This is a genomic window from Ferruginibacter albus, assembly GCF_020042285.1.
GTDB classification, from domain to species: Bacteria; Bacteroidota; Bacteroidia; order Chitinophagales; family Chitinophagaceae; genus Ferruginibacter; species Ferruginibacter albus.
Map to the genome: position 1 here is coordinate 1,916,426 of NZ_CP083388.1, position 26,158 is coordinate 1,942,583.

12 protein-coding genes and 1 tRNA gene are annotated in these 26,158 nt (G+C 38.3%); 6 read left to right on the top strand and 7 right to left on the bottom strand.

All coding sequences use genetic code 11. The annotated features are described in order from the left end of the window. Positions 1-29: 29 nt before the first annotated feature. Entirely contained in the window at positions 30-788 is a 759-nt protein-coding gene (locus K9M53_RS08445; protein WP_224013787.1) for a hypothetical protein, read from the top strand. Positions 789-853: 65 nt separating this feature from the next. Here the strand turns inward: K9M53_RS08445 and K9M53_RS08450 are convergent, their stop codons facing one another. From K9M53_RS08450 to K9M53_RS08465, 4 genes are all read right to left on the bottom strand, one after another. Beyond that, complete coding sequence (locus K9M53_RS08450; RefSeq protein ID WP_224013789.1) at positions 854-4,048, bottom strand: efflux RND transporter permease subunit; 3,195 nt, start codon at positions 4,046-4,048, stop codon at positions 854-856. 190 nt (positions 4,049-4,238) lie between these two features. Next, positions 4,239-5,354, bottom strand: a complete 1,116-nt coding sequence (locus K9M53_RS08455; protein WP_224013790.1) for an efflux RND transporter periplasmic adaptor subunit — start codon at positions 5,352-5,354, stop codon at positions 4,239-4,241. A gap of 30 nt (positions 5,355-5,384) precedes the next feature. Next, on the bottom strand, positions 5,385-6,698 hold the full coding sequence (locus tag K9M53_RS08460) for a TolC family protein (protein WP_224013793.1): 1,314 nt from the start codon (positions 6,696-6,698) through the stop codon (positions 5,385-5,387). 128 nt (positions 6,699-6,826) lie between these two features. Then, positions 6,827-7,264 (bottom strand): CBS domain-containing protein, encoded by a 438-nt coding sequence (locus K9M53_RS08465; RefSeq protein ID WP_224013795.1) that lies wholly within the window; start codon positions 7,262-7,264, stop codon positions 6,827-6,829. Between the two features lie 103 nt (positions 7,265-7,367). Here K9M53_RS08465 and K9M53_RS08470 point away from each other — a divergent pair. Continuing rightward, a tRNA-Ser gene (locus K9M53_RS08470) sits at positions 7,368-7,452 on the top strand. A 71-nt stretch (positions 7,453-7,523) separates the two neighbouring features. Here K9M53_RS08470 and K9M53_RS08475 read toward each other — a convergent pair. From K9M53_RS08475 to K9M53_RS08485, 3 genes are all read right to left on the bottom strand, one after another. Continuing rightward, positions 7,524-9,842 (bottom strand): hypothetical protein, encoded by a 2,319-nt coding sequence (locus tag K9M53_RS08475; protein WP_224013797.1) that lies wholly within the window; start codon positions 9,840-9,842, stop codon positions 7,524-7,526. A gap of 255 nt (positions 9,843-10,097) precedes the next feature. Next, on the bottom strand, positions 10,098-11,129 hold the full coding sequence (locus K9M53_RS08480) for a PorP/SprF family type IX secretion system membrane protein (protein ID WP_224013799.1): 1,032 nt from the start codon (positions 11,127-11,129) through the stop codon (positions 10,098-10,100). Positions 11,130-11,140: 11 nt separating this feature from the next. Continuing rightward, a complete protein-coding gene (locus K9M53_RS08485; protein ID WP_224013802.1) occupies positions 11,141-15,937 on the bottom strand; it encodes a PKD domain-containing protein in 4,797 nt (1,598 codons plus the stop codon). A gap of 147 nt (positions 15,938-16,084) precedes the next feature. Between K9M53_RS08485 and K9M53_RS08490 the strand changes: the two genes are divergently transcribed. From K9M53_RS08490 to K9M53_RS08505, 4 genes are all read left to right on the top strand, one after another. Next, positions 16,085-18,580, top strand: coding sequence for a ligase-associated DNA damage response DEXH box helicase (locus K9M53_RS08490; RefSeq protein ID WP_224013804.1), 2,496 nt, complete (start codon positions 16,085-16,087; stop codon positions 18,578-18,580). Continuing rightward, positions 18,580-19,230: a ligase-associated DNA damage response endonuclease PdeM gene (pdeM, locus tag K9M53_RS08495; protein WP_224013806.1), complete on the top strand. Its 651-nt coding sequence runs from the start codon at positions 18,580-18,582 to the stop codon at positions 19,228-19,230. The genes K9M53_RS08490 and pdeM overlap by 1 nt, the downstream gene beginning before the upstream one ends. 252 nt (positions 19,231-19,482) lie before the next feature. After that, positions 19,483-21,690, top strand: a complete 2,208-nt coding sequence (locus tag K9M53_RS08500) for a T9SS type A sorting domain-containing protein (protein WP_224013808.1) — start codon at positions 19,483-19,485, stop codon at positions 21,688-21,690. Between the two features lie 65 nt (positions 21,691-21,755). After that, on the top strand, positions 21,756-26,051 hold the full coding sequence (locus tag K9M53_RS08505; protein ID WP_224013810.1) for a beta strand repeat-containing protein: 4,296 nt from the start codon (positions 21,756-21,758) through the stop codon (positions 26,049-26,051). Positions 26,052-26,158: the final 107 nt, after the last annotated feature.

Here is a 26,158-nt window from a genome sequence, read left to right on the forward strand (position 1 = left end):
AACCAAGGCGAAGAAAAACTAGCAACTTTATGACAACACTATCAACTAACATAGCTAGATGGATCGAAGATGGAAAACTTCCTCATACAACAAAAGACTTTGAGTCAACTGGAGCTAACATTGGGCAATGTATCCCGCCAATCTTTGATACTTACTGTAAAATATTTCACCCATTTGAATTGGCCACTGATGAGTCCGATATATTAGAGATTCGAAATAAATCTGATCAAAAAAAGATCTTGACACAAAATGAAATATTGAAAAGACGTGAAGAGTGGCTAAAAGAGTACAACTCAAAACAATGGAGCTTTGTAAATTGGGAAACAATAGCGGATAAGTATGGTCTCATTTTTCACAATCAGATAAATCAAAAGACTTTTGAAAAGAAATTCCAAAAGATAGGCTGGCAAAAAAATTTAATCTTCCCAAATGAAGGACATTTAGCAAGACAATTGCTGGTAAAACTTTTGAATATTTTAAAATTGCATACAGCGTCTCAAGAAGCTTTCATCTATCAAATTGCTCCTCACACTTCTTGGAAAGGCAACAAAGCGGAAGATTTGGTAAAGTGTAATCTTGAGGAAGTACTGGAATATTTCAACTCAGACTTCATTGGCTATCTCTTTGCCGCAGACAAATCTTGGCTTGTTTTTACAGATACAGATTTGACATATTCAATTGTTGGTGGACAAAGAAAATTAATTGATGGTATTATCGACAGCGACCTTGAAGCGATTGAATGCACATCAATGACAAGAGTAGACGATTTCAGTGACAATATTAACTAAAGTCTTATTAAAAGCTGCTCATAATATTTTATTGTCGCTATGTTGGCGGATAAATACGTCATCCTTTAAATATCCTTCAACTCTTTTGCATCATCCAACTGTACTGTCTTCTTCTTCCTGTTTGCAATATTTGCAATCACCACAAACAATACCGGCACCACAAAAATTGCTAAACTTGTTGCAGCGATCATACCGCCCAACACCGTCCAGCCAATAGTATTACGGGCTACCGAGCTTGCACCCGAAGCCAATGCCAACGGCAATACACCAAGGATAAACGCAATGGATGTCATTAATATTGGGCGTAAACGCAAGCGGACAGATTCCAATGCCGCATCAGCAGCGCTCATGCCTTTATCCAATCTTTCTTTTGCAAACTCTACGATCAATATCGCATTCTTGGCAGACAAACCTATCAAGGTAATTAAACCGATCTGTGCATATACGTTATTTGATAATCTTGGAATAAGTGTTAATGCAATGATCGCACCCAACACACCGATCGGCACGGCTAATAATACAGAGAAAGGCACCGCCCAGCTTTCATACAAAGCAGCTAAGAATAAGAATACAAACACTACAGATAAAGCAAAGATGTAGGCAGAGCTGCTGCCTGATTTTTTCTCCTGCAAGCTCAAGCCTGAGAACTCATAACCATAACCTTCCGGCAAAACTTTATCCGCTACACGTTCCAAGGCATCCAATGCCTGACCACTACTATAACCGGGAGCAGCGCTACCATCTACTTCTGCACTTCTATATAAATTAAAGTGAGAAACCAGTGGAGCCGTTTCCGTTAGCTTATAACTAACAACAGCACTTAATGGTATCATTTCGCCGCTTATATTCTTTACATAATATTGTCCTATTTTGCTTACATCACTTCTATAGCTTGTATCCGCTTGTGCCACTACATAAAAGTTTCTTCCGTAAGCAGTGAACTGGTTAATGTACGTTCCGCCCATGTACATCTGCATGGTATTGTACACGTCTGCCAAATTCAAACCGAGGGTTTTACATTTATCTCTATCAACATTTACAATATAACCCGGCGTACGTGCAGAGAAGAAGGTGAACGCACCTTGCGGACTCTTATCTATCTCCGGTTGTTTCTTTACTTCAGCAACAAAGTTGTTTACAACTTTCTCAAACGTTTTGATATCATCGTTCGATTGCCGTTGTTCAATCTGTATACTAAAACCTCCTGCGTTACCCAAACCCGGAATTGCCGGAGGTTTGATAACCACAATTCTTGCTTCTTTAATAGAGGCAAAACGTTTATTTAATTCTGCAACAATGCCATCTATCTTTTCAGATTCTTTGGTTCTTTCATCCCATGGTTTTAATTGCATGAACATACTACCGCTGCTGGATTTAGCCCCGCCGGTTAAAAAGTTCAATCCACCTAATGCCGCTGTATGGTAGACACCTGGAACTGTTTGTGCTAACTTGATCATGCTATCCAATACATTTATAGAACGAGTGGTAGAACCAGCTTCAGGGATTTCAAACGTACAGATCAAACGTCCATCATCTTCCGTAGGAATAAAACCTGTTGGCTTTGCTTTAAATAATAGAAGGTCGCCAACGATGATACATATTAATAAGATAACCACTAATGGCGCTTTCTTTATCCACTTGCCAACACTGGAGGTATAACCGTTGGTTATTTTAGCCAACCTTGAATCGAACGCAAAAAAGAAACGATTCAAGCCTTTTGATTTATTGGAAAGATGCTGAGGCTTTAATAATAAAGAGCACAATGCAGGAGTAAGCGATAACGCTACAAATGCAGATATTAAAACTGATATAGCAATAGTGATAGCGAATTGTTGATACAGCTTACCAACAATACCAGGAATAAAACCAACCGGTACAAATACCGATGCCAATATCAAGGCAATGGCAATTACCGGAGCGCTGATATCTGCCAAAGCCCTTGCTGTGGCTTCTTTCGGCGATAAACCTTCCGAATCCATGTAATGCTGTACCGCTTCCACCACCACAATGGCATCATCTACCACAATACCAATTGCCAATACAAAACCAAACATGGTCAATGTATTAATGGTAAATCCGAGTGGTATAAAGAATATGAAGGTGCCGACAATAGAAACAGGTATCGCCAATACCGGAATTAAAGTAGCACGCCAGTTTTGCAGGAATAAAAACACTACGATCGTTACCAGCAATAATGCTATCAATAAAGTATTTACCACATCCGATATAGAAACTTTTACTACCGTTACCGATTCAAAAGGAACCACATAATCTATATCTGCGGGGAAATATTTTTTCATCTTATCCATGGCAGCATATACACCTTCGGCAGTTTCAAGGGCATTGCTTCCCGGAGCCTGGTACACTAATAAATAAGCGCCACGTTTACCATCCACAAAAGAGTTTGCCGAATAACTTACTTTACCTAATTGTATGCGGGCTACATCTTTTAAATAAACAATTGATTTATCAGCAGGATTAGAACGAACAACGATATTGCCAAAATCAGCTTCTGTATTTAAACGGCTATTGGTGAAAACAGTAAACTCAAATGCAGAACCGGAGTTTTGCGGAGGCGCTCCAACAGAACCTGCAGCTATCTGTAAGTTTTGCTCATTAATTGCATTCTGAACATCGTTCGCTGTTAAACCCATTTGCGCCAGCTTATCAGGTTGCAGCCACACACGCATACTAAAATTATCAGCCCTGCTAAACACATCACCAACACCGGGTACACGTAACAGCTGGTCACGCACATATATGTTGGCATAGTTATCCATGAATGGAATACTATGCGAACCTCCCGGCGAATAAATTGCCACCAGCATCAAAATGCTCGGGTTACGTTTTAAAGTAGTTACCCCTAACCGTTGTACCTGGCTTGGCAGGGTAGGAGTAGCAATGCCCACACGGTTTTGAATATCTAACGCAACAATATTTGGATTAGCTGCAAGGTCTAATGTAGCCGTAATAGAGGATTGTCCGCTGTTGGCACTATTACTTTGCATGTACGTAATTCCCGGTACACCATTCACCTGCGATTCGATTGGAGTGGTAGTAGTTTGTTCCACCGTTTGCGCATCGGCACCGGTGAAGTTACTTGTTATCTGTACCGTTGGTGGTGTAATATCCGGATATTGACTGATCGGCATATTCATAATTGCCAACGTACCCACCATTAAGATTACTATTGATATTACAATGGCTGTAACCGGTCTTCTTAAAAAAACATTACCACCTGTTGAAGGAGTTTCGCTCATAAAATATTTTTATTTTGTACTAAGCAGTAGTACTACTATTAAACATCGTTGTGAACTTGTTCTGTTATCCATTTCTTTCAGTGAAAGAAATGAGATAATCTCACTTGCACGGCATATACACAATCATCTTTATTTACGATGTACGAATGACGATTTACGATTGCATGCATTTTGTGCCATAGTGAGATAACTATTTCTTAGGTGCACCGATCTGTACAGCAGAACTATCACGCAACTTTTGTACACCTTCAATAACTAAAGAATCACCTTCCTGCAAACCAGCTTTCACAACTATGTTATCATTTATTCTTGCACCTAATGTTACTTTACGTTGCAATGCTTTATTATGATCTACCACAAACACAAAGTATTCACCTAACTGTTCTACCACAGCTTTATAAGGCGCCAATACAAATGATTCCTGTGCATTGTTATTTTTAACGGCGATGTTGCAGTTCATTCCTGATCTCAATAATCCATCTTTATTCGGAAAACTTAAACGTACTTTAATGGTACCCGTTGTTGGATCAACCGCACGATCAATGAAGCTGATGGTGCCGGGTTCCGAATAAACGGTATTGTCTGAAAATTGTATCGTTAGTGTAGAATCTTTTGCAGTAGCGGCATGTTGCAATGCAACAAAACGTGGAATTTCTTTTTGATCAATGGCAATATCAACCGCCATTGGGTTATCTGTAGAAACGGTATTTAATAACGTTTGATTGGCTGTAACTAATGCACCGGATTTTACTTGTGATATTCCGATCGTTCCATCAAACGGCGCATAGATAGTAGCATATTTTAAATCTGCCGCCGCTCTTGAAACTGTTGCAGAAGCAGCGCTTACCTGCATTTTAGCACTTTGCAGATCTGCCAATGCATGATCAACTACTTGTTTGGCGATCGCATCTTGCTTTAATAGATCATTATAACGATTGGCATCTTGCTGCGCTTTATCTAAGTTTGACTTCACTACATTCAAATTGCCAACTGCATTATCATACGTAGCCTGGTATTGCAAACGGTCAATATCATATAGCTTTTGTCCTTTGGTTACATGCTGACCATCACTGAAATATATGCCGGTAATGTAACCGGTTACCTGCGCTTTTAGATCTACCTGGTTCAATGCAACAATGGTTGCAGGGTATGTATCAAAATAAACAGCAGCACCTTTTGCCACTACACGCACATTTACCGGTGTTGGCGGCGGTGCAGTGGGAGCAGTGGATGAATGACCACCACATGATGTAATGGTTGCAGTAACGCTTATTACGATTAATGATTTAAAAAAGCTTTGAATCATATTGTTGAATTGTCTTTAAGAGATTAGAAATTATAATGTGCCTAAGGCTTTCTGCATGTCTATTTTACTTTCTAATAATTGATACAGGGAAGTAAAATAATTAAGCTGAGCAGAGCGCAGATCGCTTTCAGCGATGATCACATCCAAATATGTTTTTATGCCTTGTTGATATTGCAAGCGTATAACATTGTACACATCATTTGCCAATGCCACATTATCCTTTAACGAAACATACGATGCCCAATTGCCTTTATATTCTGCCAATGCAGATTGATATTGAACATTGATATTGTTCTTCAGATTCACAATATCCAGGTCAAGTATTTGTAGTTGTTGCTCAGCTTGCCTTGTTTGATATATTCTTTTTCCGCCTTGAAAGATCGGTAACGTTAATTGCAATCCCACTAAAGAGTTGGGGAAAGACTCAGCATATAATTTACTGAACTGGTTATTTAAGTAATTAAAATTATAAGCGCCGAATGCAGAAACAGTAGGCAGGTAACTCCATTTATAATATTTGATGTTTGCTTCGTATAATTTCCGTTGTGTTTGCAGTATCTGGTATTCAATGCGGCTGTCGTAATTCACCAAAGCGCTGGTATCTGCGGCAGCATCTTTTTCTATTTGTAAGGTATCATAATATAATGTCAGCGAAGCGCTATCGGGATAACCCATTTGCTGCTTTAAATAAGCGTATTTTGCAATTACTTCCGATGCTATTTGTTTGCGTTGTGCTTTTGCATTGTTCAATGAAATGGTAGCACGCTTGTAATCTGTTTTGTCTACAATGCCGCCCTGGTATTGATTGTAGGCATCTTTCAAGCTACGTTCCAAACGGGAAATATCTTCATCTATAACATCCACTTGCTTTTGTGTTAGCAACACATCGTAATAAGCTTTGCTAACGGCAGCGATGGTGTTTATTTTATTGTTGCTTGTTTCTTGTGCAGCTTCCTTGCGTACATCACCTGCTGTTCTGTTTGCTAATAGTAAATCTTTATTGAAAATATTTTGTGTAACGCTGGCGCCTAAGCCTGACACATTATGAGTACCAGTTTGCGCATACCCGCCACTGATATAGGCCGTTTGCAGTTGAATATTATTCTGATAGGAATAATTAAGATTCAATTGTGGGAACCAATCCGCTAATTTTATCTTAACCGTTTCGTCGGTTATTTTTTCGTTAATGAGTGATTGCTGGATCTGCGGCTGATGCGTTAACGCATATTGGATACAACTATTAATAGTAGCATCAGTCAGGAGAGAATCATTTTTGGTTTGTGAAAAGGTATTACCGTATGCAAAAATGCCGATGGTAAATAAGAGTATTAAATTTTTCCTCATATTAGTTCTGAAAAGCAAAGATACCGGCAAAATTGCCTTGGTCTGATGCGTTAACAAGCTATTCACCTGTCAATGAAAAGGTTAAAGAACAATAAGACGATAAAAAAGTTCAAAACTGTTAAAAAAACTTATAAACTTGAATGAACATAATCCCGCAAGTGTGTAATAGTTTCTTCTTGTGAAGAAATTATTTCCTTAATAACATCTGTCATTGAAATTATTCCGGCAATGGAATCGTTTTCAAAAACGGGTAGGTAACGAATGTTCCTGTCAGACATTAATTGCATGCAATGTTCAATGCTGTCGGATGGTTTTATTGTTGGCAGATCGGCGGTCATGATCTGTACTGCAGTTGTCTCAACAGAAGAGCGACCTTTTAAAACAACTTTTCTTGAATAATCTCTTTCAGTCATGATTCCAAGGTATTGGTCATCGTCCATAACTACTACGGAACCGATGTTTCTTTCTGCCATCATCTTTAATGCAGTAATAACGGGAGTATCGGGAGATACGGTAATAATTCCTACGGCTTTGTGACGCATGATAGCTGCTACATTTTTATTCATATTGTAAGTTTTGATGAACAATCGTGTAAAGTAAAATACAATTTTTTTGCCGAAAAACTAAATAAGTTTTGGGATGAAAACATTCTAATGTTACTTTTGCGCCGGAGAGATGGCAGAGCGGTCGAATGCGGCGGTCTTGAAAACCGTTGACTGTCACAGGTCCGGGGGTTCGAATCCCTCTCTCTCCGCAACTTTAAATTAAAAATGCCTTGTAAGTTTCTCATTTGCAAGGCATTTTTAATTATACTTATTATAAAATTTAATATACTAATTTCAGGTTTGTCTTTGTTTTATCAGGTTTTACAACTTCCAATACATAAATTCCTTTCGATAGATTTGTAACCGGGCTTATTAATTCCCATCTGTTTCCTCCTGAATGTTCTATGTCTTTTACAACCAATACCTGTCCAACACTGCTTAATAATCTAATTTGATATTGCCCAGCAGGCATATCGGTAAATTGTACTCCAATACCTGCACTTGTAATAGGATTGGGGTTGGCAGCTATTCCGGCTGCAAAATCTCCCACACTTACTCTTACCACCTGGCTGTATTCAATATTTCCATTAACGCTTATTGCTTTAATGCGGTAGTAAAAATATTTTTCATTGGTTATAGCCAGATCTGTCCAATTATAGGTAGCAGTAACATTGTTATTGGATGATTGTGTTTCTTCTTTTGTAAACTCAACTCCATTGGTAGATCTTTCTATTTCGTATTGTTGAATATTCAATTGATTTTCCACTGCCCATTGCAGGTTTATATTCGCACCTTCTTTCCATGCCTTTATATTGAGGAATGTAACAGGCACTGTTCCTGAAGTAAACACCACAGCAAAACGATTCGTTAACTGCGATGCCGCATTGGTATCTACAGAAAAATTAACCTTAGTGGTTGTGTTCAGATCAATAGGTGTGTTGGTGCCATTGTAGCTGTCTTGTAAAAAAGCCTGCAGCTTTGGATCATTTAAATGATCGGGTGTAAATGCAAATTGATATTCCCTGTTGGTGGCTCTCACCAGTTTTAAAAATAAAGTGTCGGTACTTCCAATAGCCGGACGTTTTTCTATTGAAAGTGTTTTGCCATCTCTCAAAAATGAAAGGGTTTCATTGGAGTTGGGAAATTTAAGTGCATCTTCATAATCAACAGTTCCATTATAGGAATTATTAAAGACGGCGGTTGAGCCATCTGCCAATACCGTGCTATTATCCGGTTGCAATAAATTCAAAGAAACATGCAAGGATGCGGTGTTGGTAGCAGATACAGCTTCATTGTCGGATAATTTACTGGTTTCATGAAAAATAACAGAAGCAGGTAATGAATCTGTTGCTTCAACAAAAAATGATTCGCCAGAATGGATAACTCCCAATTGACTTCCGCTGTTTAATGAAGAAATGAAATTGCCTGTATTATCGGCATCATCATAGGTAACGTATCCGCCTACCTGGTTTAAAGAGGGATCCCAAACCGTAAAACGTTTCACCACGTTGGCAGAAACACTCGCACGACTAAAATTAACAGGCGAATAATAAGGGTTGCCGATCATATTGAAAGCCCTGCTGCTTGGCAGCGAATGCGCAACAAAATGAAAAGTTTGATCGCCGGTCTGTAAAAAACCATTGCAACTTAAAACAGTACTGTTGCTATTGGGAAGCGTTAAGTTATCAGGGTTTCTGTCTCCTCTTACAAAAATAAAATAGGTCTTGTTATCTGCATTTCCGTTGTTGCCTGTAAGCATAGTATGCTTGGTATCTGTTACAACTTCTAAAACCTGTGTATTGATATCAAAAGATTTTAAAGACGAATTATTATTTACTCCCATGTCCAAACCATTGTCTACTGTAGCACCAGGACCGGTAATAAATGTTCCTTGACCAGGAACATATACACCTCCGTTTTGCCAGTTATCATAAATAGAACCTGCATTACTTAATGCAACGGTTGTTAAATACCATGCTCTACGGCAAGCAAATTGTTTTTTTACGATCACTTTTCCCTGAATGGAATTTCCACTGTTTGCACCGCCATTTGTAAGATCGCCAATAACAGTTGTAGGAGCGGTAGCCAATGTATCTGACCATATCACTAAATTATTACCTGTATTTAAAACAGCATTGTTGATATTGGCAAAATTCAATTTGCCGGTAATGTATAAAGAGTCGGAAAGAGTTACACTGGGATTAGCAACAATAAGGTTCTTTATCTTTTTATTTGAAAACAAATTTCCATTGATTGTTTGAGGATCACTTCCATTTAATTCAAGCGTGCCGTCTGTTATATTAAATGATCCGCCATTGTTACTAATACTACCGCTGACCTGTAATGTACCGTTAACGCTAAAAGAAGCATCAATGTCAATTTTAATATTTTTTACCGCTGTTATCAATTCTTTCGGAATAGCAGGATAATGTGGAATATCTGCTCTTATTTCTATATCTGTATTTTTATCAGGTATTATTGCGGGTTGCCAGTTTTGAATATTATTCCAATCGGAACTTGTACCACCCATCCAAAACGTTTGTGCGTATTCTTTTATTCCCCATAATGAGAAAATAAAAAAGAGTAATATTTTTTTCATAGTTCACTATTTTATGCTTTAAGCGATTTGTTAAAATTGTTTAAGCATATAGTACATTATCTATGCCTGTTTTATTTTATGGTTGATAATTGCAAAGTCTTGCTGGAGAAGGCTGTAAATGCTTTGAATAAAATTATTTAGTGGAAAAAATTGCCTTACAATGTAGAAATACTGTCTCAACAAAAATGGCATAATGTTAAATAAAAATCATCTCAAGAACTATAGAATTGTTGACAGCAAAAGCCAGTGTATTTTTTAAAACCTTGGGCATCTTACAGCATCTTTGCTGGAGTTATGATCAAAATACTTTTGATACGTCAATCCCATTTCAAAGGCACCTTTTGTATCGCTTGCCTGTGGTAAGCCTGAGATATTAATATCATAACTAACGGAAACGGATAATGGCAATGCAGATAGTTTTACAACTGGTATGATGGCATCCTGCAAACGCCAGTAAGCGCCACCTTCAATAAGATATTTAGGATTGTCAATATCATCTAATTTTTTAGTTAATGATAGCCCTGCGATCAATTCATTGCCGAGGCCTTGCGTAGAATAATCTCCCTGAAAAGTAAGGTAAGAATCGGCTGTAGTGCTTAATCTTATACCTGCAGAATAAACCCATTTAGGATCAACTTCAATCGCAGGATTGGAGTAAAAAGAAATGTTGGAAGGCTTGGTGAAATGATGATATGCAATAGCAGCATACATATTGTTGTCTTTGTTTTCTCCGATCTGTGAATTAAAACTCATTCCGGTGCTTCCATCAAAATAACTATACGAATTAGTTGTAAATGCTTCCCCATCAAAGGAACCTTCGTTGTAATTGCTTCCATCATATTGATTATCGGTGATCACTTTACTTCTGTCTAGATTTCTTTGTACAATGCCGGCCATAAATCCAAGCGATAAATACATATTCCTTTCTTCACTTAAAGATTTGTGATAGTTGATCACCGGAAGAACATGGGTAGATGAAAGCGCTATGGTTCCTGCACGGTCGTATAATATTTCTCCGCCAATGGTGATAAAATCTGCATGCTTGCCTATAGGCAATTTAAATTCACCGCTCAACGAACCTGTTTGATAAGGAGTGGTTACGCTTTGCCATTGATTACGATATACAAATTGCAGTCGCATGTCTCCTGAAAATATGCCTGCTAATGCAGGGTTTCGTAATAATGGCGTTTCAAAAAACTGAGAAAAATGTATGTCTTGTGCTATGCTGTTAATACTAAACAGCAACAAGAAAAAAATATTTTTTAGTAAAGTAAATGTCTGTTTCATAATGCGTCAGTTTATCGAATTAAAGCAATATCTCCTCTAAAGGTGGATATGTAATTATTGTTACAAATAACTTCGATCACATAAGTATATACATCTGTGCTCGCCTGTTGGCCATTGAATCTTCCATCCCAGCCCATGGTGGCAGAGTTGGCAGAAAAGTTAGTGCGTTGAAATACCATTTGTCCCCAACGGTTAAATATTCTCATAGATTGAATAAGGTAAATATCCTTTCCCCTTGGATAGAAATAATCATTCATACCATCATTATTAGGGGAGAATGTATTGGGAATAAAAATGCTTACCTGGCAAGGATAATTTACCGCTACATCATCTTTTACAGAACAACCGGCACGGTTGGTAACTGTAACAGAATAATTGGTACTTGTTTGAGGCATAGCAACCGGGTTAGGACAATCGGCGCAACTTAAACCCGCTGCAGGGCTCCATTGCCAGCTTACAATATCGCCTGAATATACAGGCGTAAGCGAAGTAGTAGCGCCAAAGGAAATATTTTTATCCTGTCCTGCATTTACAACGGGGTAAGCAGAAACAGCGATGGTAACGGAGGCAGAATCTGAAAAACAATGAGCATCATCTGTTCCTATCACTTTGTAAACCGTGTTTTCCATTGGTGTTGCAATAGGATCGTTAATAAACGTATTGTTTAAGGATGCGGAAGGATACCAGTTGTATATATCAGCACCGTCAGCCGATAAATTCACAGAACTTCCCTGGCAAATAGAATCTGAAATAGGCGTAACTGTTAGTTTGATCGGTTTTTTAACAGTAATAGAAACAGAATCTGTAGTTATACAACCGTAAGCATTTTTACCTGTCACATAATAGGTAATATTGTCGGCAGGAGTGGCAATTGGATCTTCGCAAGAAGAACAACTTAAATATAAAGATGGGAACCATGAATAGCTATCAGCGCCGGTTGGCTGTAACGTAATTTTATTGTTAAGACAAACGATGGCATCTTTTCCTGCACTTGTAGCAGGTAGTGGATTTACAGTCACTAAAGTGTTGGTGGTATCTGCACAGCCATTTGTATTATATATGATCATTTGTAAAGGAAAGCTTCCGGCAGAAGGATATATTTGTTTAGGAGGATCCTGCAAAAGAGATGTATTGCCATTTCCAAATTTCCAATGCCATGCAATAACAGAGCTATCAGGATTTGTCCAATTACCGGTTAAACTTAAAAAATCATTGATACATATAGTAGTATTACCAACAATAGTTGCCGAAGGACCATATACATGTACGTAGTTATTTTTAGTTAGTGTATCTGAGCAGCCATCTGTAGTGGTTACAATAAGACGTACGGAATAATTTCCCCGGTTTGCATAAACGTGTGATGGTTGCTGCGACGCTGAAAAATTTCCATCTCCAAAATTCCAATTATATGTTTTAATAACACTATTGCTTTTGGTAGAGTCTGTTAGTGTAATTGTTTTTTTGAAGCAACTAAAAGAATCAGGTGAACCAAAGTTTACTATACTTTTTGTTACATGGATAACATTATCTCCTGTTAATGGGATCTGGCAACCTTTTAAATTTGTAAGAATTACTTTAGGTTTAAAATCTCCTGCAGATAAATAGGTATAGCTAATACTTGAATCCTGCGTTTCAATAGTATTACCATCTCCGAAATCCCAGAAATAATTCAATACACTTTCTGTTGTAACCTTAAAATCTACTTTTACCTGCGAACATCCCGATAATGGCTTGTAACTAAAAACTGCATTAGAAGAATAGAGTATGATATTTCTTTTAAAACTATCCACGCAACCGCCCGGTAATGTGGCATATAATGTTGCCGTATATTTTCCCGGAATTGAATAGTAATGTATGGGATCTTTTAAACTGGAAGCGCTTCCATCACCAAAATCCCATTTTAACCCACGATAATTTTGTGATGTATTGGTAAAGATCACTTCAAAAGGAGAACAGGAGCCGATAGAATCGTTTATGTTAAAACCGGACTTTGGAATGCTGATGCGAATAAAATTGCTTCTTTCAATTGAATCTGTACAGCCCCTGTAATCAGTAACTGTCAACTTAACCGAATATAAACCGATTGAAGGATAGGAAGTGTTTACAGAATCAGATGTTGCGACATTGTCATTGCCTAACTGCCATGCATAAACTAGATTATCTCCTTGAGAAATACTTTTAAATCCAACATTACTTCCAATGCATGCCAATGTATCAGGAGAATCAAAATCAGCAACAGGACTGTTTATAACAACAGGCTTGTCAATACTGGCTGTATCAAAACAGCCGATAGCATCTGTTATTTTTAGCAATACATTAAAACTGCCATTCTTATAGAATGTGTGCGTAAATGGTGGCGCATTCAAATTCTCAATAACGCTATCGCCATAATTCCATTGCCAGTTACTGATCGGATGATTGTTGTCTGCTGTTGAATTATCGGTGAATAATACATTTAATCCTTTGCAACCAGTTACGGTAGATGCAGTAAAAGCTGCAACAGGACCGATGGCTGTGATATAGTTGGTTTTTGTAATGCTGTCTTCGCATCCATTAATATCTGTAATAACCAGCTTTACTGAATAGGTGCCTGACTGGGTGTATGCATGCGTAATAGAATTTGTGGAAGAACTAGTGCTGCTACTATCTCCAAAATAAAATGTGTAATTAGTAATATTGGCTTTATTGCTATTGATAACATTAAATGCTATCGGAGCATTTTTACAAACAGTATCTTTTGGGGTATTAAAATCAGCATGTTCGTTTACCAATTTTATTGTTGCTGATTTTTGATTGTCACACGTTCCATTGCTTGTACTTAATGTAACCGTATAATTTCCTAATGAAGAGTATATGTGAGTTGGATTTTGTTCGGTAGATGTATTTCCATCTCCAAAATTCCAAAGCCAGGATTGAGGTTGAATAGAACTGTCTGCAAAAGATACATGTGTTTTATCTATGCAGTCAAATACAGCAGCAAATTTGGCTGTTGGCGGCAAAATGGTGACTGTGCCTGTTTTATTAGTGCCACAACCGCTGCTTTTGGCAGTAAGTGTTACAGTATAAGTGCCGCTTGCTTCGTAAGCATGCGTTGGATTTTGTTGTACAGAAGAAGAGCCGTCACCAAATTGCCATGACCATTCATCGGCAGCTATAGATTGATCTGTAAACTGTATATCCTTAGCAACGCATTGTGAAACGGTAGAAGATGTAAAATTAACAGAAGTAGGTGTGCCTACTTTAACGCCGGGTCTGCTTATTACAGAATCAGAACATCCATCATTAGTGGTATAATAAAGTTTGATATCATACTTGCCGGTATCGCTATAAGTATGTTGTGGTTGTGCAGTTGTTGCGGTAATACCATCTCCAAAATCCCATAAATAAGAAGCAACACCTTTTGCATTAATAATATTGGCACTTGCTTTATAAGTAAAAGGATTGCATCCCCCTGCAGGTAAACCAGGGATAGCAGCTTTTGGAGCCGCAATTTTAATGTAGCTTTTTTTGGTGGCAGAAGAAGTGCAACCTGCTCCATTGGTAACGGTAAGTGAAACTGTATAATTATTTATCGTTGTGTAAGTGTGTGACGGGTTTTTGTCTGTAGATGCGGTGCCATCTCCAAAATTCCATGACCAATTTACACTACCATTGGTAAGGTCTGTGAACTGAGTAGTAAAAGGCGCTTTACAATTTAAAGAATCAGAAGCGTGAAAATTGATTGACGGAGGAGCAACGACATTTACTTTTTTTGTAACAGAGTCTTTACATACTCCGTAGTTGTTTACAAGTTTAACATTGTAAACAGCAGGAACAGTCCATGTTTTGGTAACATCAAGGGTTGTAAAAGAAGAATCTGCCACATCCCAGTAAAAGGAAAGAGGAGCAGGAGATGAGTTGTTTTTTAAAATAGAGGTGCCTCCTAAACAAACACTATCAGGTGTTGTGAAATCTGTTTGATAATTTCTTATTAAAATACTGTCTTGCTTGTACAAGGTATCTGTACAGCCAGCAGTACTATTTACAATTAATCGGACAGAATATTGGCCACCTGCCGCATAAATATGTTTTGGATCGACCTCGTTGGAAACGCCGCCATCGCCAAAACTCCATTGATACGATAATTGCGACGGACCTGTTGAAAGATTGGAAAAGCTGATCGTTTCAGGAGCGTGGCAACGTTCCGGTGTTGAATTTTCGAAATTTGGTATTACGCCATCTGTTACCTGTATGTATTGTGTTTTGCTGATAACTTTAGTACATCCATTATTGTTAGTTACTTTTAAAGTGACCGAATAATTGCCACTCACGGTATAAGCATGAGCAGGATTTTCATCTGTTGAAATATTGCCATCTCCCAGATCCCAGTACCACTGAGACAAACTTCCCGAACCAGCAACGGATTTATCTGAAAAATTGACTCTAAGGGGAAAACAGCCGGTTGTTTTTGATACTGAAAAATCTGCACCCGGGTTTGCCAAAACAGTTATAAAACCAACTTTGATAACTGAATCTTTGCCGGATGCACTGCTTATTTTTAATTTAACAGTATAAGTGCCTGCATTAAAATAAGCAGTAGAAGGGTTTTGATTTTTGGATATAGAACCATTTCCTAAATCCCATTGCCAGGCTGTAGGGGCACCGGTTGATAAATCCTGAAAGTTTACTGTTAATGGAACACAGCCTTTTAATGTGGTAGCGGTAAAATTCGCTTTAAGCTGGGCATTAACAGGTAAGTAGCTTGCAAAAAATAATATCGAATAAATAATTGCCGGTCTGTCTATCTTGTTTCGTAAATGTAGCTTCATTCGCTTTGTGTATTAATGATTCAATACGATTGGTACTTTGGGAAATCAGCTATGTGTTAAAGAAATCAAAACAAATGCCAACAATAAATAAAGACGAAATGGGGAAAAACATCTTCTATATCTGTGTAATTTTATTCTTCTTTTAAAATGCAGTTACAAAAAAGCGAAGGATATAAGATAATTCATGAGTGGCTTTTATCGAAAGGTCTTTCTGCATTTCCATTCCAGGAAAAGACCTGGCAGCATATCATCAATCATCAAAGCGGATTGGTAAATGCGCCTACGGGTTTTGGAAAAACCTATGCCGTGTTTTTGGGAGCGCTAATTCAATTTATTAATCAATATCCAGCGGATTATAATAAAAGAAAGAACAATAAGCTGCAGCTTCTATGGATATCGCCTCTTCGTGCACTGGCAAAAGATGTAGGCAGGGCAATGGAAGAAACGATAGAGGCATTGGGAATGAACTGGAAAGTTGGTATTCGTAACGGCGACACTACGGTTAGTGAACGTCAAAAACAGCAACGAAATATTCCTGAGATATTAGTGATCACTCCGGAAAGCCTGCATTTATTGTTAGCACAAAAGAACAATGCAGCTTTTTTTACAGGGTTAAAGATCATTGCTGTTGATGAATGGCATGAGTTGTTGGGAAGTAAACGAGGTGTGCAAGTAGAGTTGGCAATATCAAGAATTATTGGGCAAAGAAAAATATTAAATGAAATAAATGATATCAGTGTTTGGGGAATAAGCGCTACAATCGGTAATCTAACTGAAGCAAAAGATGTTTTAGTAAGTTCACTTAATAAAGAAGGAGTTATCATCAGAGCTGCATTAAATAAACGCACCGAAATTTCTTCTATCCTTCCGGATGAAATTGAAAAGTACCCATGGGCGGGGCACCTGGGATTGAAGCTAGCCGATAAGATCATTCCTATCATTAAGCAAAGTAATACTACGCTTGTTTTTATTAATACAAGAGGAATGAGTGAAAGATGGTACCAGGCGATCGTTACCATTGCACCAGAACTTTCCGGTTTGGTAGCGCTGCATCATGGTAGCATGGAGCATGAGATACGTACCTGGGTGGAAGAATCTTTGCATAAACAAAAATTAAAGGCAGTCGTTTGTACAGCCAGCCTCGATCTGGGGGTTGATTTTAGACCTGTTGATACTGTCATACAGGTCGGCTCACCAAAAGGAGTAGCCCGTTTTTTACAAAGAGCAGGCAGAAGCGGGCATCAACCCGGTGAAACCAGTAATATCTATTTTTTACCTACACATTCATTGGAGCTAATAGAAGCTGCGGCATTAAAAACGGCGATTAAAAAAAATGTTATTGAAAGTCGCCAACCTATGTTGTTGTGTTTTGATGTGCTGATCCAATATCTCTGCACGTTGGCTACCGGCGATGGCTTTATAGCTGAACAAATCTTTAATGAAGTAAAACAAACATACTGTTATAAAGAGATAACAGAAGAAGAGTGGCAATATCTTTTGCATAATATCACACAAGGAGGTGTTGCCTTGCAGCAATATGATGAATTTAAAAAAGTAGAAATTGAAAATGGTATTTATAAGATCAAGAACAGAGCCATTGCGATGAGGCATCGTTTACATATTGGTACTATTGTAAGTGAAGCCATGCTGAAAGTGAAATTGATGAACGGAAGATATATTGGCGTTATTGAAGAATGGTTCATAAGCCGATTGGAGCCGGGAGCTGTATTTACTTTATCAGGAAGAAATTTAGAACTGATCACGATAAAGGATATGGATGTGATAGTAAAACAATCATCCTCAAAAAAAACGATCGTACCAAGTTGGCAGGGAGGCAGAATGCCGCTGAGTGCTAATCTGGGAGCTATGCTGCGCAAAATGTTTGATAAGGTTGCAGAAAAAAAGACAGGGAAATTTGAAGAAATAGAATTGGAAGTGTTAAAGCCTTTATTTCAATTGCAGCAACAATTATCTGCAATACCGCAGGCAAATGAATTATTAATTGAACATATCGAAACAAAAGATGGCTTTCATGTATTTGTGTATCCTTTTGAAGGAAGATTGGTTCATGAAGCAATGGCTGCTTTACTGGCGTATCGGATTGCAACGATAATTCCTATTACGTTTTCAATTGCCATGAATGATTATGGCTTTGAGTTGCTTAGTGACAAGCCTGTACCTTTGGATGACAGCAATGTGTACGAATTGTTTTCTATTGATAATTTATTGGCTGATATCCAGCAAAGCGTGAACAGTGTTGAAATGGCAAAAAGAAAATTCCGTGATATTGCTGTAATAGGAGGGCTGGTGTTTCAAGGCTATCCGGGAGAATATAAAAAGGCAAGACATCTGCAATCATCTTCGTCATTGATCTTTTCGGTATTGAGCGAATATGAAAAAGACAGTTTGTTATTACGGCAAGCCTACCAGGAAGTGTTTGACCAGCAAATGGAAGAAGTAAGATTGCGCAATGCCTTGCAGAGAATATCATCAGGAAAGATAATCGTTAGATTTCCCGGACAATTAACTCCTTTTTGTTTTCCTATCAAGGTAGATAGCATGCGTGAGAATTTAACATCAGAAAAATTAGAAGAACGAATTTTGCGAATGCAACAACAATTGGAAAAGGAGAATAGGAAATAATGAAGCTTACACATCATACTATTAATAAGAATACTTTTTTATTGTCAGAACAGCGATGTTTGTTTTGGGAAGAAGAAAAAACATTGATCGTATCTGATCTTCATATTGGTAAAACAGGACATTTTCGTAAGCATGGCATTGCAGTGCCTCAAACTATTTATAAAGAAGATCTGCAGCGGCTCATTAGCCTGATAAGCTTTTATAAACCTGTACGGTTAATTGTAGTGGGAGATATGTTTCACAGTAAAGAAAACAAGGAACTGGATCTTTTTCTAAAATGGAGGATCGATCTTAAACATATAGATCTTCATTTGGTATTAGGCAATCATGATATACTGGAAAAAAGCTGGTATAAAACATCGTTAATTGATCATAGTTCAGAATTAACCATTGGTAATTTTCATTTTGTGCATGATATAAATAGTATTGATGAGCTTGATACGAGCATGTATTATTTCTCCGGGCATGTACATCCGGCAGTAAATATCCAGGGTGTTGGCAAACAGCATATAAGTCTGCCTTGTTTTTATTTCACAAAGCAGCATGCCATTCTTCCGGCTTTCAGTAAATTTTCCGGCATGTCATTAATTAAACCTCAGCGTACCGATAGCGTATATGCTATATTGGAAAAAGGGTGTATGAAATTATAAAAAAGGCTCCAACGCTTTTCGCTTAATTTAATTGTATTTGATCCATAAAAAATTTTAAGCGCTTAGTATTCAACCAAATTTTATTTCTTCTGCGTATAAACTCTATATGTATAGAAGTTTTTCTAAAAAAAGTTAGCCATTAATATATTATTTATTGTTGTTTGTCGTTATTAGCATTGACCTATGCCCGAAAAAGTGCTTTTATGCAATGTTTTTCTAGCTATAGTCAAAATCAACTTAAAAAAATCCCTGATGAAAGGCCCATTTCAAAAAATATTCCTGCAGGCTTTTGCTTTATTCTGCACGTTTAATGCAAGTGCTCAGGTTTTTTCTTTAACTCCCGGTGGTCATTTTGTAATAAACGGTAATCCTACTTTTGTTGCTAATAATGGAGGCATAAAAAATAATGGAACCTTTACAAGAGGTAATGGAACTGTTCTGTTTACGGGCTATAGCGATACAACTGTTTCTTTTATAACCGGCGATAGCGTAACGGCTATCACCAATTTAAGCGTTAATAAAACCAATGGTAGCGTTGCCACTAAAAGTAAGGTTTGGGTATATAATGTACTTACTATGTATAATGGTAAGTTATATGCCGATAGCGCATTAACATTAATATCAGATGTCAATAATACAGCAAGAGTAGCGCCTGTTCCTGTTAATACAAGTCGTATTGAAGGAAAGGCAATTGTGCAACGTTATATTCCTGCACGCAGATCGTGGAGATTACTAACGGCACCGGTTACCAGCTCTAACACTATTTATAATTCATGGCAGAATAATGGCGTTTATCAAACAGGGAAAGGTACTTTAATTACAATGCCTACACCTATTCCTGCAAATAGTGGCATGGATGCCGGTATCAATGCGAATTATTCAATGAAATCGTTTAATCCTGCCACACAAGGTTTGGTAAGCATTGCCAATTCAAAAACTGCAAACATTTCTCCGGGTAATACAGGAAGTGCAGATAATGCAGGTTATTTCATTTTCGTAAGAGGAGACAGAGATCCTTCTACAGTAGCGAATCCTAATAATGGATATGTTCCTGTTAATACTACTACATTAAGCAGCTCCGGTATTTTACAGCAGGGCGATCAAATGTTTACTGCCGCAGCTACTGCCGGCAAATACACGTTGATAGGAAATCCTTACGCTTCTCCTATTGATTTTGATAATGTAACATTGAATAATGTTACCAAACGTTTTTATGTATGGGATCCATCGTTGAACCAGGTAGGTGGCTATGTAGTTTTGGATGACGCCATCAATTCGGGTGTATATATTAAATCTGTTTCAAGAAGTGCTCAGACAAAAGAGATCCAATCGGGGCAAGCTTTCTTTGTTCAAACAACAAGTACAGCACCTGCATCAGTTCTTATCCAGGAAAGCAGCAAATCAACTACCAATAACTTATTGATGTTCCGTCCGGCAGCCGTAACGGAAACTATCACTACCAACCTTTATTTACTAAACAGCGATAATACAACCTCCTTTGCGGATGCAACTGTTGCACAATTTAATGAATCGTTCAGCGCTGATGTTGACTGGTTAGATGCCAGCAAGTTTGCGAATGTGAATGAAGGAATAAGCATGTTACGTAATGGTAAGAGCCTTTCTATTGAAAGAAGACCATTGATAACTGCCAATGATACTATTTTCTTTAAACTGGCAGCAACTACTGCAAGAAGTTACCAATTGGAAGTGATCGGAGATAACATGCAACAACCGGGACTAACTCCTTTTTTAATTGATACCTATAAAGGAACAAGCACTCCGTTGGATCTATATGCAAGCAGCGGCAGCACCGTAAACTTTAGCATCACCAGCGATGCAGCCTCTGCTGTAGCTAACCGTTTTATGATCGTATTCAGAACGGCGGGAGTGTTGCCTGTGACATTTACCAGTGTGAAAGCATATCAAAAAAGCACAGGGATACAAGTTGACTGGAATGTTGAAAGTGAAGTGAACGTTATGCAATATGAAGTAGAGAAATCTGCTGATGGTAAAACATTCACCAAAACAAACATTACTATTCCAACCGGCAATAACAATTCATCTGTGAATTATGGATGGTTAGACAGCAAGCCTTTTGAAGGCGTTAATTACTATCGCATTAAGAGTATCGACAAAGACGGTACAGTTAGATACAGCCAGATCATTCGTGTTGTTTCCGGTTCTGATAACACAACAGCCAAGACCAGCGATATAACAGTATATCCAAATCCTGTTGTTGGTAATGTAATGAATGTTCTGTTCAGCAATGAGCCTGCAGGTGATTATATGATACGATTATTAAACACCGATGGTCAGGCGGTATTTGCCAGCCAGGTAGCTGTAAGCAGCAGCAACATGACACAGGCGATATCATTACCGGCTTCATTGCCTAAAGGAACTTATGAATTAAAGGTAAATGGAAGCAATACTCAAAGTGTACAAAAAATAGTTATACAATAATAAGCGATCATAAAAAATAAGTTAACCAAAAACGTTCTGATTAACCGTTAAATTCAAAGTATATCATGCAAAAGCATCTAATCAAGTTACTGGTAGTATTTCAACTGGTAACGGTAACCAAAACCTTCTCGCAAAACTTTGCGATAAACGCCACAGGTAGTTTGCCTGATACCAGCGCCATGCTCGATATCAGCAGTAGCAATAAGGGTTTCCTTATGCCAAGGCTTAATACCACGCAAATGAATGCCATTCCTTTACCTGCCACAGGGTTGATCATTTTCAACACTACGGTGAATGCGTTTGAAGTAAACGTAGGAACACCGGCAAGTCCTAACTGGCAGATACTCGGAACAGCCAATAATAACTGGTTGACATCAGGTAATGCGGGGACCAATGCATCAAAGTTCATAGGTACTACCGATAGTACAAGCTTTCGTTTCAGAACTAACAACCAGCAACGTTTGGTGGTAGATAGTTTAGGTAACGTTGGTATTGGTTCGGCTCCGTCTTTTACGGCTGGCCCATACATGGATAAGTTTTTGGTAGATGCAGGTGCAACAAATTCATATAATGTAATAACGGCTAAAGGAACTGTAAATAATTATTTACAGTTTAATGTACAGAACCAATCGAATGGTACTGCCGCATCTTCGGATCTGGTGGCTACTGCGGACAATGGTAGTGAAACGAGCAATTACGTAGATATGGGGGTTAACGGCAGCGCTTATTCAGGTGGTGTAATGGGTAGTGCAAATGATGCTTACTTATTTAACATGGGTAATAATTTATTGGTAGGAACAGGTTCTGCTTCTAAATCTGTAGTGTTTATGACAGGTGGTACTTCTCAAGGTACTAACGAAAGAATGAGAATAGACGGAAGTGGTAACGTGGGAGTTGGTACTACAGCTCCGGGAAGTAAACTGGATGTAAAAGGAACTTTGCGTTTAAGCGGTTCTACTTCAGGATATGTAGGTTTTGCTCCTGCAGCAGCAGCGGGCTCTACTACTTATACTTTACCAAGTGCAGATGGTACAAGCGGACAACAGTTAACCACTAACGGTACAGGTACATTAACCTGGACGAATGGTGCCGGTACAACAACTAATACATTAGGTACAAGTGGCAATACAATTACAAGCACTGTAAATGGAATAGCGGCAACAGCTAATGCAGTAAATACAGTAGTCAATGCAAGTAATGCAAACACATTAACAACAACGGTTAACGGTGTTGCAGCAACAGGTGTAAATATTATCAATACAAATGCAGCAAGCTTAAGTGGAAGCAGCTTGACTACAACAGTTAACGGTGTTGCTAGTTCTGCGGTTGATATATCAGGTGTTGATTCAAGTATTTATAAAGGTGATGGTACATTAAGAGCTAATAGAACAGTAACTCAGGCTGACAAAAATCTAACCTTCAGCTCAACTACCGGTAACTTAATATTCAATCCTTCGTCTACAGGTAAAGTAGGAATTGGTAACGCAGCTCCTGCTAAAACACTGGATGTAACAGGTAATGGTCGTTTTACCAGCAACTTAACTGTAGGTTCTTATACATTACCTACAGCAGATGGTACCAACGGACAATCACTGGTAACGAATGGAACAGGTACATTGGCATGGGGAACACCAACTATTACAACTACCAATACATTGGGAACAAGCGGTAATACTATTACAAGCACTGTTAATGGTATTGCAGCAACTGCAAGTGCTGTAAATACTGTAGCTAATACAAGCAGCGCAAATACGTTAACTACAACAGTTAATGGTGTGGCTGCAACTGGTGTAGCTATGATTAATTCAAACGCATTAAGTTTATCAGGACAAAGCTTAACTTCAACTGTAAATGGTATTGCATCATCTGCAGTAAGCTTATCAAATCTTGATTCAAGCATTTATAAAAATGACGGAACATTATGGGCTAACAGAACTGTAACACAGGCTGACAAAAATCTAACCTTCAGCTCAACTACCGGTAACTTAATATTCAACCCATCGTCTACCGGTAAAGTAGGAATTGGTAACGCGGCACCGGCTTATAACTTAGATGTTACCGGTACAGGTCGTTATACAGGTGCGTTAAAAATAGGAGCGTACACACTTCCTGCTACGGATGGTACTTCTAACCAGGTATTAACTACCAATGGTAGCGGAGCCGTAACATGGGTATCTCCTTCAACAGGATATATTAATAACGGTACAACACAACAGGCATCTTCTAACTTTAATATTTCAGGGAACGGTACTATTGGTAGCTCGTTAACTGTTAGTGGTTCTGAATCGATAGCAGGTGCAAGCTCAATTGGCGGTGCATTATCAGTAGGAAGCACACTTACAGTAGGTACTTTGGCGGTTGGTGCAAATACAGACAGCATTGTAACCGTAACTTCTGCCGGCTTATTAAGAAAGAGAAGTATAGCAAGCATTGCGAATGGTGCTATCAGTAATTCATTCAGCTCAAGTGCAAATACAATAACAAGTACAGTAAATGGTGTAACAGCAACAGCAAACGCAGTTAACTCAGTTGTAAACGCCAGCAATACGAATACATTAACGACTACAATAAACGGAGTAACCGGTACAGGTGTAGCCATCGTCAACACAAACGCATTAAGTTTATCAGGTCAAAACTTAACAAGTACTGTGAATGGTATTGCATCATCTGCTGTTAGCTTATCAAATCTTGATTCAAGCATTTATAAAAATGACGGAACATTAAGAAGCGATAGAACAGTTACGATGGGAGCAAACGATCTTAATTTTAATTCAACAACAGGTAATATTATTTTCAGTCCATCATCTACAGGTAGATTTGGTATCGGAACTACTTCTCCAGGTAGCAGCATGGACATCAAAGGCATATTGCGTTTAAGCGGTTCAACTTCAGGCTATGTAGGCTTTGCGCCTGCAGCAGCAGCTGGTTCTACTACTTATACATTGCCTTCTGCTGATGGTACAAGTGGTCAGCAGTTAACTACCAATGGTAGTGGAACTTTAAGCTGGACAACAGCTGGTAACAATACAGCCAGCAACGGCTTAACGTTGAGCGGCAGCGATATTCAATTAGGCGGTAACTTAACATCGAATACTACCATCACTAACAATGGTAAAACATTAAACATCGCAGGTAGCTCTATTACTTCAACATTTACCAGTGCGGGTTATTTAGGTGTTGGTACTTCTTCGCCTGCCAAAGCATTACATGTAGTAATGAATTCAAGCGGAACAAACGTAGCAACCTTCCAAAATACAAGTGCTTCAGGTTTCAGCAGTATGGATTGGTTAGATAACTCAGGTACTTTGTCTTCTACTTTTGGTTTTGCCAACAGCAGTGCAGGCGGTATCTTTTCCAACAAAGCGTATATGAACAGTTATAATCACGACTTTGTGTTAACACGTAATTCATCTGATTATAATATCGTAATAGATGGTAGTAACGGTAATGTGGGTATTGGTAAAACGTCTCCGGGAAGTGCATTGGATGTTGCCGGAACAATACGTTTGTCAGGTTCAACATCTGGTTATGTAGGTTTTGCTCCTGCAGCAGCAGCGGGTTCTACCACTTATACTTTACCAAGTGCAGATGGTACAGCAGGACAATTCTTAAAAACGAATGGTTCGGGTGTATTAAGTTGGGCAACTGCCGGAAGCAGCTCTACTACTGTATCTAACAGCAGCAGCACAAATACATTAACTACTACTGTAAACGGTACAACCGGTACAGGCGTAAGTATCATTAATTCAAATGCATTAACTTCTGCTACCAATACAATCACCAGCACTATTAATGGTGTTGCTGATAATGCTACAATCATTAACTCAAATGCTTTAAGCTTATCCGGTCAAAGCTTGACCAGCACTGTAAACGGGATTGCATCTACGGCTTTAAGTTTAGCAGGTGTGGATTCAAGCATTTACAAAACAGATGGTACATTAAGAGGCGACAGAACAATTACTATGGGTGCCAGCGATATGAACTTTAATTCTACTACCGGTAATTTTATCTTCAATCCTTCAGGTGCAGGTAATATGGGTATCGGTACTACTTCACCAAACAGTGAATTGGAAGTTAATGGTGCTGTGGCAACTAAACTTTCAAAGCAAACAGGTTCCAGCGCTGTAACCTTGGATAACACTGCTGCAGTTTGGTATTTTACAGGCTCTGCATCTATCTCGTTGCCTGCAGCAAGTACATGTACAAACAGAAGGTATGTTATTGTAAACAGATATAGCACCAGTAGTACTAAAAGTATAAGTTCTTATACCGATTTAACAGGCGCATCGGCTACAACTATTGCAAAAAACACCAGTATTGAAATCATCTCAGATGGTTCAAATTGGTTGCAAATAAAATAGGCAAATAAGCAATTCAAGTTTTTTATAACCATTTAGAACAGTAACTCCTGTCACGTAAAGTGACGGGAGTTTTTTTTGCCGTTTACGATTTTACAAGTTGTTCAAGT